The sequence below is a fragment of the Microbacterium pratiae genome, from assembly GCF_047302165.1.
GTDB lineage: Bacteria > Actinomycetota > Actinomycetes > Actinomycetales > Microbacteriaceae > Microbacterium.
In genome coordinates this window covers 595,360-609,363 of sequence record NZ_CP154843.1, presented here as the reverse complement: position 1 = coordinate 609,363, position 14,004 = coordinate 595,360, and the positions used below count along the sequence as shown (strand labels likewise).

Annotated in this window: 12 protein-coding genes and 2 tRNA genes; 3 read left to right on the top strand and 11 right to left on the bottom strand. The window is 66.6% G+C overall.

The window, feature by feature from the left end; translation table 11 throughout:
- Positions 1 to 21: 21 nt before the first annotated feature.
- Together AA0Y20_RS02880 and AA0Y20_RS02875 are read right to left on the bottom strand one after the other, a co-directional pair.
- Entirely contained in the window at positions 22 to 921 is a 900-nt protein-coding gene (locus AA0Y20_RS02880; protein WP_412937299.1) for a rhomboid family intramembrane serine protease, read from the bottom strand.
- Between the two features lie 7 nt (positions 922 to 928).
- Positions 929 to 1,486: a peptidylprolyl isomerase gene (locus AA0Y20_RS02875; protein WP_412937297.1), complete on the bottom strand. Its 558-nt coding sequence runs from the start codon at positions 1,484 to 1,486 to the stop codon at positions 929 to 931.
- Positions 1,487 to 1,578: 92 nt separating this feature from the next.
- Between AA0Y20_RS02875 and AA0Y20_RS02870 the strand changes: the two genes are divergently transcribed.
- From AA0Y20_RS02870 to AA0Y20_RS02860, 3 genes are all read left to right on the top strand, one after another.
- Complete coding sequence (locus AA0Y20_RS02870; RefSeq protein ID WP_412937296.1) at positions 1,579 to 2,157, top strand: DNA helicase; 579 nt, start codon at positions 1,579 to 1,581, stop codon at positions 2,155 to 2,157.
- A gap of 5 nt (positions 2,158 to 2,162) precedes the next feature.
- Positions 2,163 to 2,648, top strand: a complete 486-nt coding sequence (locus AA0Y20_RS02865; protein ID WP_412937295.1) for an aminoacyl-tRNA deacylase — start codon at positions 2,163 to 2,165, stop codon at positions 2,646 to 2,648.
- A 149-nt stretch (positions 2,649 to 2,797) separates the two neighbouring features.
- The gene (locus AA0Y20_RS02860; protein WP_412937293.1) at positions 2,798 to 3,910 is read left to right on the top strand and encodes a S1 family peptidase; all 1,113 of its coding nucleotides are present in this window, start codon (positions 2,798 to 2,800) and stop codon (positions 3,908 to 3,910) included.
- A 62-nt stretch (positions 3,911 to 3,972) separates the two neighbouring features.
- Here the strand turns inward: AA0Y20_RS02860 and AA0Y20_RS02855 are convergent.
- The 9 genes from AA0Y20_RS02855 to dnaA form a co-directional block, all read right to left on the bottom strand.
- Positions 3,973 to 4,045 (bottom strand) — tRNA-Ala (locus tag AA0Y20_RS02855).
- 14 nt (positions 4,046 to 4,059) lie between these two features.
- A tRNA-Ile gene (locus AA0Y20_RS02850) sits at positions 4,060 to 4,133 on the bottom strand.
- A 61-nt stretch (positions 4,134 to 4,194) separates the two neighbouring features.
- Positions 4,195 to 4,599 carry a DUF3566 domain-containing protein gene (locus AA0Y20_RS02845; protein ID WP_023953427.1) on the bottom strand — a complete coding sequence of 135 codons (405 nt, stop codon included), beginning with the start codon at positions 4,597 to 4,599 and terminating at the stop codon, positions 4,195 to 4,197.
- Entirely contained in the window at positions 4,596 to 7,175 is a 2,580-nt protein-coding gene (gyrA, locus tag AA0Y20_RS02840; protein ID WP_412937290.1) for a DNA gyrase subunit A, read from the bottom strand. The genes AA0Y20_RS02845 and gyrA overlap by 4 nt, the downstream gene beginning before the upstream one ends.
- 33 nt (positions 7,176 to 7,208) lie before the next feature.
- On the bottom strand, positions 7,209 to 9,266 hold the full coding sequence (gene gyrB / locus AA0Y20_RS02835) for a DNA topoisomerase (ATP-hydrolyzing) subunit B (RefSeq protein WP_412937288.1): 2,058 nt from the start codon (positions 9,264 to 9,266) through the stop codon (positions 7,209 to 7,211).
- Between the two features lie 123 nt (positions 9,267 to 9,389).
- The gene (locus AA0Y20_RS02830) at positions 9,390 to 9,878 is read right to left on the bottom strand and encodes a DUF721 domain-containing protein (protein WP_412937286.1); all 489 of its coding nucleotides are present in this window, start codon (positions 9,876 to 9,878) and stop codon (positions 9,390 to 9,392) included.
- Positions 9,865 to 11,031, bottom strand: a complete 1,167-nt coding sequence (gene recF / locus AA0Y20_RS02825) for a DNA replication/repair protein RecF (protein WP_412937284.1) — start codon at positions 11,029 to 11,031, stop codon at positions 9,865 to 9,867. The genes AA0Y20_RS02830 and recF overlap by 14 nt, the downstream gene beginning before the upstream one ends.
- Before the next feature lie 58 nt (positions 11,032 to 11,089).
- Positions 11,090 to 12,229 carry a DNA polymerase III subunit beta gene (gene dnaN / locus AA0Y20_RS02820; RefSeq protein WP_412937282.1) on the bottom strand — a complete coding sequence of 380 codons (1,140 nt, stop codon included), beginning with the start codon at positions 12,227 to 12,229 and terminating at the stop codon, positions 11,090 to 11,092.
- Between the two features lie 441 nt (positions 12,230 to 12,670).
- A complete protein-coding gene (gene dnaA, locus AA0Y20_RS02815) occupies positions 12,671 to 13,996 on the bottom strand; it encodes a chromosomal replication initiator protein DnaA (RefSeq protein ID WP_396652017.1) in 1,326 nt (441 codons plus the stop codon).
- Positions 13,997 to 14,004: the final 8 nt, after the last annotated feature.

The window sequence follows — 14,004 nt, the reverse complement described above, 5'->3', positions numbered from 1 at the left end:
TAGACCTGTGGATAACTTTTCTCAGTACAGCGCGAGCGGTACCGCGAGAAGAGCGATCAGCCCCGCGGCGGTCGCGCCGAGCAGCCAGATCTGAAGCTGCCGGCGGCGGATCGTCCGCGTCCGTGCGTAGATCAGACCGACCAGTGCTCCGACCGCGAGCCCGCCCACGTGGGCCTGCCAGGAGATCTGGACACCATTGCCACCGCCGAGCCCGCTCGTGAGCAGCGGCAGGAAGGTGATGACGAGGTTGATGCCCAGGACGACGGCGATACCGGTGATGTTGGCGCCGATGTGGCGGCCGATCACGAGCAGAGCACCGAAGAGTCCGAAGATGGCGCCCGATGCGCCCACGACGGCCGACGTGAATCCGAACAGCACGACGGCGACGGATCCCCCGAGACCGCTGAGCAGGTAGAGCCACAGGAAGCGACTGCGTCCGAGCATCGGTTCGAGGCTGCGTCCGAGCATCCAGAGGGCGAGCATGTTGAGCCCGACGTGCCAGAACCCGCTGTGCACGATCAACACCGTGAACAGGCGCCATGGCTGGAACGTGCCGCTGAAGTCGGGGTAGAGCAGCGGCGGGTACAGCGCCAGGGACGACTGCACCAACGCGCCCGCGCCCGGGATGAGCCCGACGACGAAGGCGAAGAACGTCACCGCGATGATCCCGTAGGTGACCAGGGGGCGCGAGTCGTCGGAGCGCACCGCGCGAAGGATGCGCGGTGCGCGACGGGGACGCGGCGCGCCCGAGCTCTTCTGCTGATCACGCAGACATTCGGGGCAGATCACACCGACGGGCATCTGCGTCTGGCATTCTGCGCAGATGGTGCGCAGGCACCGCTGGCACAGCACGAAGCTCTGCCGGTCGGGATGCCGGTAACAGAAGTTGTCGGGGTTGCTCCGCAGCTCGGACGCGCTCACGTACGGCTCAGACGGCCGCGACGTCGATCGACGAGATGACCACCGCGTCGACCGGGCGGTCCTGTGCGCCGGTCTTCACGGCGGCGATGGTGTCGACGACCTGACGCGACGCGTCGTCCGCGACCTCGCCGAAGATCGTGTGCTTGCCCTGGAGCCACGGGGTGGGGTCGGTCGTGATGAAGAACTGCGACCCGTTCGTGCCCTCCGCCTTGCCGGTGATGGCGTTGCGGCGCAGGCCGGCGTTCGCCATTGCGAGGATGTAGGGCTTCTGGAAGTCGAGCTCGGGGCTGATCTCATCGTCGAAGTTGTAGCCCGGACCGCCGATGCCCTGTCCGAGCGGGTCGCCGCCCTGGATCATGAAGTTCGGGATGATGCGGTGGAAGATGACGTCGGTGTAGAGCGGGCCCTCACCGGGCTTGCCCGTCGCGGGGTCGGTCCATTCCTGCGAACCGTCGGAGAGGCCGATGAAGTTCTTGACCGTGCGGGGGGCCTGGTCGCCGAAAAGGTTGACGACGATGTCGCCGTGGTTGGTGTGGATCGTCGCTACTGCAGTGTGCTGAGGCATGTGTGCCATTCTCGCACCTGTCAATGCCCTGCTGGCTGGGGCGCTCTCTGGCAAGATGAGGGAAAACGTCCCACGATGCAGGGAGGGCCCACGTGAGCCTCAGCCGCAAGCGCAAGAAGCAACTCCGCAAGCTCCAGAAGCAGGCGAACACCCTGTGGGAGTCGCAGCAGGTCCTGATGGGAGAGGCCGCCAAAGTCGCACGCGACGCCGGCCACCAGCTGGGCAACTACAACCGCGAGCACGTCAAGCCCGCCGTCCAGAACACCTACGAGCAGTACGCAGCGCCGTACGTCGACAAGAGCGTCCGCGCGACCCGCAAGGTCTACAACGGCGCTCTCATCCCGGCTGCCGGTGCCGTCGTGGGTGGCGCGCTGTCGGTCTGGGACTCGGCCAACGACACTCGTGAGCGCCTCGCCCACGGTCGCGGCGTCGACCTCGACCTCACGTCGGTGAAGAAGAAGGCGGCCAAGTACGGCAAGAAGGCGACGAAGAAGCTCCAGTCGCGTGCCGCACTGCCCGAGCCGAAGAAGAAGCGCAGCGCCGGTGGCGTCATCGCTCTGATCCTCGGGGTCGCTGCCGCAGCTGGTGTGCTCTACGCCGCCTGGCAGACGCTCCGCGCCGACGACGAGCTGTGGGTTGCCGACGACCCGCTGCGCGCGCCCGACGCCTGAGTCGAATGACTGAAGATCTCGAGCCCACGTCTCGGGTCCGCCTCGCGGCGGCCGAGCGTGGGCTCGATGTCGTCGTGCGCCCGCGCCCCGACGCCGGCAGCCTCGATGAGGCCGCAGCGCTCCTCGGCCTCGAGCCCGACGACATCGTGAAGACTCTCGTCGTGAAGCGCAGCGACGACACCTACCTGTTCGCGCTCGTCCCCGGAGACCGGGTGATCTCCTGGCCGAAGCTCCGCACCCTCGTCGGGGTGAACAAGCTCCGCCTGCCGGAGCCCGAGCTCGCCCTCGCCGCGACCGGTTACGAGCGGGGCACGATCGTGCCCATCGGAAGTACCCACGACTGGCCGGTGTTCGCCGATTCATCGATCGTGGGCCGCCGCATCGCGATGGGAGCCGGAGCCCACGGCTACAGCCTGTTCGTCAACGCCGACGCCCTGATCGCAGCCTACGGCGCCACCGTCGCCGACATCACGGAGCAGCGCTCGCGCTGATCTCGGGCACCATCCTGATTTTCCACGACTGTTTCGTCGTTTGTTACATTCCGTCCAACTTTCGGGGCGATCCCTACGCAGAACGCGCTGAGGGTGCTTTGATGCCAATGGGTACCCACCATTCATTCCCCCCGATGGAAGGACAACCCATGAGATCCATGACCCGTTCGGCTCTCGGCATCGCCGCCCTGAGTCTGGCGTTCACGAGCATCATGACGGCCCCGGCGATTGCTCAGACTCCCCCACCCGATGACGGCGGCGGCGCGGTCGATGCCGGGCTCCTCGCGGCGATGGCGGACGAGCTCGGTACCGACACCGCGGGGGCCCGCGATGTCCTGGCGTTCCAGGACGTGGCGAACGCGACGACCGCAACGCTCGCCGACGAGACCGGGCCCGCTTACGGCGGCTCCTGGCTCGACGAGTCGACGCGCACGGTCTACACCGCCGTCACATCCGCAGACGCACGTCAGGCCGCCGAGAACGCGGGCGCCGTCCCGGTCGAGGTCGCATACTCGATCGATGACCTGGAGGCGATCTCCGCTCGGCTGTCCGACACGGCGACCCGCGCAGCGGTCACCTCGTGGTGGATCGACGTGACCACCAATCAGGTGGTCGTCGAGGCGCTCGAGGATGCCGCGGCGTCCGACCTCGCTGCGCAGATCGGGGCCCCCGCGGATGCGATAAGGGTGGAGACGACTTCCCAGGCGCCCGAGACGTTCGCGACCATCCAGGGCGGGATCGCCTACACGATCGACGGCACCTCGCGCTGCTCGGTCGGCTTCGCCGTCGAGGGCGGATTCGTGACCGCCGGTCACTGCGGCCAGACGGGAGCATCGACGAACTACGGCACGTTCCGCGGATCGAGCTTCCCGGGCGACGACTACGCCTGGGTCGCGACCCCGTCGCACACCCCCGTCGGGACGGTCTCGGACTATGCGGGCAGCGCCGTCGCCGTCTCCGGATCCACGCCGGCGGCGGTGGGGGCGACCGTATGCCGGTCCGGCTCCACCACCGGCTGGCACTGCGGACAGGTGCAGGCCTACAACAGCAGCGTGCGCTATGCCGAGGGAACCGTGTCGGGCCTCATCCGAACCTCGGTCTGCGCCGAGCGCGGAGACTCCGGCGGCTCGCTGCTCGCGGGGAACCAGGCACAGGGCGTCACGTCCGGTGGATCGGGCAACTGCAGCACCGGCGGAACGACGTACTTCCAGCCGGTCAACGAGATCCTCCAGGCCTACGGTCTGAGGCTCCTCACCCGCTGAGACCAGCGCCAACACGACGAAGCCGGGTATCCGTTCTGAACGGATACCCGGCTTCTCGTCTGTGGAGCCTAGGAGATTCGAACTCCTGACATCCTGCTTGCAAAGCAGGCGCTCTACCAGCTGAGCTAAGGCCCCGAGGGGGTTCGGGGTGGGGCTACCAGGACTTGAACCTGGGACCTCTTCATTATCAGTGAAGCGCTCTAACCGCCTGAGCTATAGCCCCGTACCGACGCGCTTCACGCGCCGGCAACCTCCAAGACTTTACCCGATGAATCGGGAATCTACTAATTGGAGGTGAAGCCGACGAGCAGCCCGCCGGTGACCTTCACCATCACGTTGTAGATGCCGGCGACGACTGCTCCGAGCACCGTGATGACGATGAGGTTGAGGATGGCCACGACGGCCGCGAAGGCCATGACCTGCGGCAGGTTCAGGAACTGCTTGATCGAGAAGTCGCCGTTCGAGAACGCCACGAAGAGCTCGTCCACCCGGTCGATGAGACCGGTGGTGCTGAGCACCATGAACACGAGGAACGTCGCGACGACCGTGACGATCGCCAGCGCCACAGCAGCCAGGAACGACAGCTTCACGGCCGACCAGAAGTCGACGTAGACGAGGCGCAGGCGCACCTGCTTGGCGCTGGTCTTGCTCGTGGACTTCTTGGCGAGTTTGTCGGCGACCGTGCTCATGCGTCAGAACCACTCTCTTCGGTATCCGCGGACGGGGGTGCATCCGGGGCGGGGGCATCCTCGGATGCCGCGTCTTCGGTCAGTCCACGCTCGCCGTTCCGGGCGATGGCGAGGATGCGGTCGTCGTCACCGAACCGGGCGAAGACGACGCCCATGGTGTCGCGACCCTTGGCCGGGACCTCGGCCACGGAGGAGCGTACCACCTTGCCGCTGGCAAGAACCACGAGGACCTCGTCGGTCTCCGACACGATGAGACCGCCCGCGAGGACGCCCCGATCGTCGTTCAGCTTGGCCACCTTGATGCCCAGACCGCCGCGGCTCTGGGTGCGGTACTGGTCGACCGACGTGCGCTTCGCGTACCCGCCGTCGGTGACGACGAACACGTAGCCCTCGTCGCGCACGACCGAGGCGGACAGCAGGCTGTCGTCCTCGCGGAACGAGATGCCCTTCACGCCCTCGGTCGATCGCCCCATCGGTCGCAATGCGTCGTCGGTGGCCGCGAAGCGCAGCGACATCCCCTTGCGCGTGATGAGGAGGAGGTCGTCGCCCTCGTCGACGAGCAACGCGCTGACGAGCTCGTCGCCTCCGGTCTCATCGTCCTGGCCGCGGAGGCGGATCGCGATGACGCCGCCCTGACGGTTCGTGTCGTACTCGGTCAGCGCCGTCTTCTTCACCTTGCCGTCGCGGGTCGCGAGCACGAGGTACTGCGCGGCGGAGTAGTCGCGGATGTCGAGGATCTGCGCGATCTCCTCACCCGGCTGGAGGGCGAGCAGGTTCGCGACGTGCTGTCCCTTCGCGTCACGACCGGCCTCGGGCAGCTCGTAGGCCTTGGTGCGGTAGACGCGGCCCTTCGTCGTGAAGAACAGGAGCCAGTGGTGCGTCGTCGTGACGAAGAAGTGCTCGACGACGTCATCCGCTCGCAGCTGGGCGCCCTTGACGCCCTTGCCGCCACGGTGCTGCGAACGGTAGTTGTCGCTGCGCGTGCGCTTGATGTACCCATCGCGGGTGACCGTGACCACCATCTCCTCTTCGGGGATGAGGTCTTCCATCGACATGTCGCCGTCGAACCCGTGGAGGATGTGGGTACGCCGCTCGTCGCCGTACTTGTCGACGATCGCAGTGAGCTCCTCGGCGATGATCGAGCGCTGGCGCGCGGGCGTGGCGAGGATGTCGTTGAGATCGGCGATCTTCAGCTCGAGCTCGGTCGCCTCGTCGATGATCTTCTGACGCTCGAGCGCCGCCAGGCGGCGCAGCTGCATCGACAGGATCGCGTCGGCCTGCAGGTCGTCGATGTCGAGAAGGGTCTTCAGTCCCTCGCGTGCTTCGTCCACCGTGGGGGAGCGGCGGATGAGGGCGATGACCTCGTCGAGGGCGTCGAGAGCCTTGAGGTAGCCGCGCAGGATGTGCATGCGCTTCTCGGCCTCGTTGAGGCGGTAGCGCGTGCGGCGGACGATGACCTCGATCTGGTGGGTGATCCAGTGCGAGATGAAGCCGTCGAGGGGCAGGGTGCGCGGCACGCCGTCGACGATCGCCAGCATGTTGGCGCCGAAGTTCTCCTGCAGCTGCGTGTGCTTGTACAGGTTGTTCAGCACGACCTTCGCGACGGCGTCGCGCTTGAGCACGACCACGAGGCGCTGCCCGGTGCGGTCGCTGGTCTCGTCGCGGATGTCGGCGATGCCGGTGATCTTGCCGTCACGCGCGAGGTCGCGGATCTTCAGCGCGACGTTGTCGGGGTTCACCTGGTAGGGCAGCTCGGTGATCACGAGGCAGTTGCGGCCCTGGATCTCCTCGACCTCGATGACAGCGCGCATCGTGATCGAGCCGCGACCTGTGCGGTACGCCTCGCGGATGCCCTTCGTGCCGAGGATCTGCGCGCCCGTGGGGAAGTCGGGGCCGTGGATGCGCGACATCAGCGCTTCGAGGAGCTCCTCGCGCGTCGCCTCCGGGTTCTCGAGCGACCACAGGGCGCCCTCGGCGACCTCACGCAGGTTGTGCGGCGGGATGTTGGTCGCCATACCGACGGCGATACCGACCGAACCGTTGACGAGCAGGTTCGGGAAGCGCGAGGGCAGGACGACCGGCTCCTGGGTCTTGCCGTCGTAGTTGTCCTCGAAATCGACGGTGTCCTCGTCGATGTCGCGGACCATCTCCATGGCGAGAGCCGCCATCTTCGTCTCGGTGTACCGGGGGGCCGCAGCGCCCTGGTTGCCGGGGGAGCCGAAGTTGCCCTGGCCGTCGGCCAGCGGGTAGCGCAGCGACCAGGGCTGCACGAGACGGACGAGCGCATCGTAGATCGCGCTGTCACCGTGCGGGTGGTACTGACCCATGACCTCGCCGACGACGCGGGCGCACTTCGAGTAGCTCTTGTCGGGGCGGTATCCGCCGTCGTACATGCCGTAGATGACACGGCGGTGCACGGGCTTGAGGCCGTCCTCGACGCGGGGGAGGGCGCGCCCCACGATCACGCTCATCGCGTAGTCGAGGTAGCTCCGCTGCATCTCGACCTGCAGGTCGACCTGATCGATGTTGCCGTGGTTGTGGGCAGGAGTGAGGTCGGGACGTTCTTCGTCAGACATGCGTTCTCAGTTTCTCGATGTCGCTCGGCTCGATCAGATGTCGAGGAAGCGGACGTCCTTGGCGTTGCGCTGGATGAAGGTGCGGCGAGACTCGACGTCTTCGCCCATGAGCACCGAGAAGATCTCGTCGGCAGCTGCCGCGTCGTCGATCGTGACCTGGCGCAGGGTGCGCGTGCTGTGGTCCATCGTGGTCTCCCACAGCTCCTTCGGGTTCATCTCGCCGAGACCCTTGTAGCGCTGGATGCCCGATTCCTTCGGGATGCGCTTGCCGTTGGCGAGGCCGTCGGCGAGAAGCGCGTCGCGTTCCTTGTCGCTGAACACGTACTCGTGCTCGGCGTTGGTCCACTTCAGCCGGTACAGCGGCGGCATCGCGAGGTACACGTAGCCGGCTTCGATGAGCCCGCGCATGTAGCGGAACAGGAGGGTCAGCAGCAGCGTGGTGATGTGCTGACCGTCGACGTCGGCATCGGCCATCAGCACGATCTTGTGATAGCGGGCCTTCTCGACGGTGAAGTCCTCGCCGATGCCCGTGCCGAACGCCGAGATGATCGCCTGGATCTCGTTGTTGCCGAGTGCACGGTCGAGCCGCGCCTTCTCGACGTTGAGGACCTTGCCTCGCAGCGACAGGATGGCCTGCGTCTCGGGGTCGCGGCCGCGCACGGCGGAGCCGCCGGCCGAGTCGCCCTCGACGAGGAAGATCTCGGAGATCGACGGGTCCTTGCTCGTGCAGTCCTTGAGCTTGTCGGGCATCGAGGCCGACTCGAAGACGCTCTTGCGACGCGCGGTCTCGCGCGCCTTGCGCGCCGCGAGGCGCGCGGTCGCGGCATCCACGGCCTTCATGATGACGCGCTTGGCCTGAGCGGGGTTGCGGTCGAGCCAGTCGGTGAGCTGGTCGCCCACGATCTTCTGGACGAACGCCTTCGCCTCGGTGTTGCCGAGCTTCGTCTTGGTCTGTCCCTCGAACTGCGGTTCGGAGAGCTTGACGGAGATGACGGCGGTCAGACCCTCGCGGATGTCGTCACCCGTGAGGTTGTCGTCCTTCTCCTTGAGGAGCCCCTTGTCGCGCGCATACGCGTTGACGCGCGTCGTGAGCGCGGCCCGGAATCCCTCTTCGTGTGTACCGCCCTCGTGGGTGTTGATCGTGTTCGCGAAGGTGAACACGTTCTCGGTGTAGCTCGTGGTCCACTGCATCGCGAGCTCGAGCGAGATGTGGCGCACCGTGTCTTCGGACTCGATCTCGATGATCTCGTCGTTGACGACCTCGCTCTTACGCAGCTTGTTCAGGTACTCGACGTAGTCGACGAGTCCGCGCTCGTAGAGGAAGTCGTCGTGACGCTGCTGCGACTCGGACCCGCCCTCGTCGAGGTCGACGACGACGGACGCCTCGGGACGCTCGTCGGTCAGCGTGATGCGCAGCCCCTTGTTGAGGAACGCCGTCTGCTGGAAGCGCGTGCGGAGGGTGTCGTAGTCGAAGGCGATCGTCTCGAAGATGTCGCCGTCGGGCCAGAAGGTGACCGTCGTACCGGTGTCCTCACTGTCTTCGCCCTTCGCCAGCGGAGCCTGGGGCTTGCCGCCGTCGGCGAAGGTCTGACGCCACACCGATCCCTGTCGCTTGATCTCGACCTCGAAGCGCGTGGAGAGCGCGTTGACGACCGACGAGCCGACGCCGTGAAGTCCGCCGGAGACGGCGTAGCCGCCGCCACCGAACTTTCCACCGGCGTGCAGGACCGTCAGCACGACCTCGACGGTCGACTTCGTCGGGTCGGAGGCGTGCGGATCGACCGGGATGCCGCGGCCGTTGTCGACGACGCGGAGGCCGCCGTCTTCGAGGATCGTCACATGGATCGTGTCGCAGTAGCCGGCGAGTGCTTCGTCGACGGCGTTGTCGACGATCTCGTAGACGAGATGGTGCAGGCCGCGCTCACCCGTGGATCCGATGTACATTCCCGGACGCTTGCGAACCGCCTCGAGGCCCTCGAGCACCTGGATCGCATCCGCGCCGTACTCGTTGGGGACCTTGGCCGAGGTGGTCTCGGCCGTCTCGGGGGTTTCGGGGTCTTCGGGAACGCTGTCGGGATTCTGAGACGTCATAGGTTTCGAGCGCTCCACATCGGTTCGGTCAGTCCCGTCCAGTCTACCCTTTCGGCCGCTCTCACGCGGCGCTCAGCGCCCGTATGGCGAACGAAAGTCGGATTCGATGACTGGGGACGTGGCTCAACCGTAGGTATCGCGAGGGCCACGGCCTGGAACGGCTCTGGGGCCCCATTTCCAGGAGGGGACGTCCGGGCCCACGAAACGCACTGACTGGACGCCTGACTGTGGGAACGCTTTCACGAGCTGCGTCGTGATCGCCGTCCGCATGAGATGGAGGTTCTTCGCCCAGGCCGTCGAGTCGCACTGCACGGTGAGGACACCATCGGAGAGCGCCACGGGAGAAGCATGGCGAGCGGTCTCCTCGCCGGCGACCTCGGCCCAGCGCAGCACGAGGTCTTCGCGCGAGAGCTGAGCGTCCCACCCGGCCTGACGAGTGAGGTCGGCGATCACGTCGCCGAGCCCCTTCGGGTCGCGCCCCGAGGTGAAGGGCTGGTTCTCGTCGTCGTCGGTCCGCTGCCGCTTCCGCTTCTTCCACCGTCCGGACGGTTCGAGTCCGCGAAGACGGAGGTAGGTCGAGATCGTCTCGGGAGCCTCGTCAGATGGAAGCATCGTCGTCCTCATGGAGCGTTCCCGCCTCGACGCGGACCGTGCGGGCGCGCAGGTCGAGAGGAACATCCTCGGCGACCGCGGCCGTCACGATCACCTGCTCGTAATCGGCCACGATCCCGGCGAGGCGAGCCCGCCGGTCGGCATCGAGCTCGGCGAAGACGTCGTCGAGGATGACGATCGGGTCGCCGAGCGTCGATTCGGCGCGCAGGAGCTCGGCCGAAGCGAGCCGGAGCGACAGCGCGACCGACCACGACTCGCCGTGCGATGCGTATCCCTTCACGGGCAGGTCGCGGATCCGCAGGATCAGATCATCACGGTGCGGTCCGACGAGAGTGATCCCGCGATCGAGCTCAGCGCTGCGGCGATCGGCGAGGGCCGCGCGGAACAGCTGCTCGATCGCTGCCGCATCGGCGACGCCGGCATCGGCGGGCGAGTCGTCCTCCTCGGGATCCGCGCCACCGACGGACAAGGCCCACTGCAGCTGCGGACGGTGATCGGCTCCGGCGATGGCTGCGTAGGCACGCGCTACCGGACCCGTCAGCTCCGCCGCGAGCCGGAGGCGAGCGCGGATGACGTCGGTGCCGAGCGTCACGAGCTTGTCGTCCCACACCTCGAGCGTCGCGAGCCCATCGCCTCGGATGCCGCGCGCCCGGGCCGATTTCAGCAGTGCGTTGCGCTGCTTGAGGACGCGGTCGTAGTCGCCGAGGACGCCCGCGAGGCGGGGCGCGCGCTGGATGAGGAGCTGATCCGCGAAACGACGCCGAGCAGACGGATCACCGCGGACGATCTGCAGATCTTCGGGAGCGAACAGCACCACCTGCGCGTAGCGGGGGAGCTCGGCGGTGCGCACCGGCGACCCGTTGACGCGCGCCTTGTTCGATCCCGTGCGGTTCAGTTGCGCCTCGAGCTGCACGCGCCGCTGGCCGTGGGCGAGCCGAGCGCGGACGAAGGCGGCATCCGCTCCATCGCGCACCATCGGGGCGTCCTGCGAGACGCGGTGCGATCCCAGCGTCGCGAAGTACCCGATCGCTTCGGCGAGGTTGGTCTTGCCCTGGCCGTTGCGCCCGACAAAGACGTTCGCCCCGGGAGCCAGGGAGAGCTCGGCGGCCGCGTAGTTGCGGAAATCCACCAGGCTCAACTGCTCCACGATCATCAGATCACCCTAGTTCTCGTCTCGGACAGTCCCACCGAGGTGGTCGTGCGCCCGACGATCAGCGAAGGAGGAGGTTCGGCTGCAGCAGGTACTTGAACGATTCCACGCCACCCGAGGTCTGCGGGGTGATGAGGATCGGGCTGAGCTTGTTCGCGTTCTCGCTCGAGGTGAACGTGACCCGCGTGAACTCGCTCTTCACGGCCGCGAGGGCTTCGAGCAGGTACTGCGGGTTGAGGCCGATGACGACTTCCTCCCCCGTCAGCGTCGCGTCGACCGACTCCGTCGCGCGTGCCTGCTCGGTGCCCGATGCGTCCATCGAGACCCCGTCGGCACCGAACGTGAAACGCAGCGGGGCGGAGCGGTCGAGGACGAGCGCGACGCGTCGGACGGCCTCGATCAGCTCGCCCGTGTTGACGACCGCATGGTGATCGGTCGCCTCGGGGAAGAGTCGCCGGACCGGCGGGAAATTGCCCTTGATCAGCAACGATGTGACGGTCTTGTTGCCGGCCGTGAAGGCGATGATCTCGCGGTCGCCCGAACCCGAGAACGAGACCGTGATGTCACCCGAGTGAGCGAAGGTCTTTCCCACCTCGGTCAGTGTCCGCGCCGGGACCAGGGCGGTCGTCGTGTTCTCGTCGGCGACGATGCCGCTGTCGAAGGGGATGTCACGAAGCGCGACGCGGTACCGGTCGGTGGCGACGAGGCTCAGCTGCGTGCCGCTCACCTCGAGCTGAACGCCGGTGAGAACGGGGGTGACGTCGTCGCGCGAGGCGGCGAAGGCGACCTGCGAGATCGCCGTGGCGAAATCCTCGGCCGGCACGACACCGGATTCGCCGGACACCTCGGGGATGGCGGGGTATTCCTGCACCGGCATCGACGCCAGGGTGAAGCGAGCCGATCCGCAGGTGAGGAGGATCCCGTCGTCATCGACGGCGATCTGGATCGGGGCGTTCGGCAGACGGCTGGCGATCTCGGACAGCAGGCGACCATGCACGAGGATCGTGCCCGGTTCGTCGATGGTGGCTTCGATCGTCGTTCGTGCCGAAGCCTCGTAGTCGAAAGCCGACAGCGACAGGCCGGCGTCGGTGGCCTCGATGAGCACACCCGCCAGGATCGGCTGCGGGTTGCGCTGGGGGAGGAGCTTCACGACGAACGACACAGCCTCGCTGAAGACGTCGCGATTGACCTGGAACTTCACTGGCGCTCCCTTGTCGTGGATGAAAGCTCTCCCATGCTAGTGCCCAAGTCGAGTCGTTCCCGAAGCACCCGTCCGGCCGGGCTCGGCGCCGTCGAGGTGATCGAATCGCAAATCTTCTAGATGTAACTGTCTTCTTCTTCACTGCTGTGGAAACTGTGGACAACTCTGGGGATGCCAGTCAGGACACGGGAACCACACGTCTGTAACTTGTGAGCCGGCTGCGGATGAGCTTGGGATGACAGCCGGCGGCCATCTCCCGCCGTCGAGCCGCGATCCACAGGAGATGTGTGATTCGCTCACAACTGTTCGACGACGAATCAGAGTTATCCACAGGTTTTCCACACTGTGCAGAACGGCATCATGGGCCGTCGTCCGGGCGCTGTCAAGCTGAGCCCGCAGGCGGGCGCGTCGCTGCTGTCGAGCCGCGTCAGTGAGGGGAACTCAGCGACGGCCGAGCTGCGAGGTGATCTCGGAGACCTGGTTGTAGATCGAGCGGCGCTCCTTCATGAGCTCGCTGATCTTCTTGTACGCGTACATCACGGTCGTGTGGTCGCGATTGCCGAACAGCTGACCGATCTTCGGCAGTGACAGGCTCGTGCGCTCACGGCAGAGGTACATCGCGATCTGTCGGGCGGTAGCGACGGCCTGCGACCGGCTCGATCCGTACAGATCGTCGACCGACAGGCGGAAGTACTGGGCCGTGGCGGTGATGATGTCGGTGGGCGAGATGACGTTCGCGTCATCCTGATCCACGATGTCGCGCAGCACGGTCTGTGCGAGGGAGATGTCGAGGTTGGAGCGATTGAGGCTCGCGAACGCGGACACGCGGATGAGGGCACCCTCGAGCTCGCGGATGTTCGACGAGACCTTGGTGGCGATGTACTCGAGCACGTCGTCGGGCACCAGGAGGCGTTCGGACTGCGCCTTCTTGCGCAGGATCGCGATACGGGTCTCGAGGTCGGGCGCCTGGACGTCGGTGATCAGGCCCCACTCGAAGCGGCTCCGCATGCGGTCCTCGAAGCCGGTGAGATGGCGCGGGGGGACATCGCTCGTGATCACGACCTGCTTGTCGTGGTCGTGCAGGGTGTTGAACGTGTGGAAGAACGCCTCCTGCGTCTCGGCGCGTCCCTGCAGGAACTGGATGTCGTCGATGAGCAGGATGTCGACCTCGCGATAACGCGCCTGGAAGGCGGATCCGCGGTTGTTCGCGATCGAGTTGATGAAGTCGTTGGTGAACTCTTCGCTCGAGACGTACCGGACGCGGATGCCGGTGTAGAGGTTGAGCGCGTAGTCGCCGATCGCGTGGAGGAGGTGGGTCTTGCCGAGACCCGAGTCGCCGTAGATGAACAGCGGGTTGTACGCCTTGGCCGGTGCCTCGGCCACGGCGACCGCGGCTGCGTGGGCGAAGCGGTTGGACTGGCCGATGACGAAGTTGTCGAACGTGTACTTGGGGTTCAGCCGGGTGTCGTGACGCGACGTCGAGACGGGCGCCTCGACGTATTCCTCGCCAGCGGGACGCAACGGCGCCGGCGCGGCCGCGGACTGGACGGGGATCGGTGCCGTCAGGTGGGCGTCGGCGAGCTCGGGGTTCACGACCACGCGGTAGCTCGAGGCGCCGGGGTCGACGTGAACGTGCGCGAGCGCTTCCATAATGGGCTGACGCAGCCGCTTGTTGAGCTGTGCGGCGGTGAGGTCGTTCGGAACGTCGAGGTAGAGCGTTCCGCCCATGACGCCCTGTGCGACGGCGAGACTCAGGAAGCCCTGCATCTGGGGCG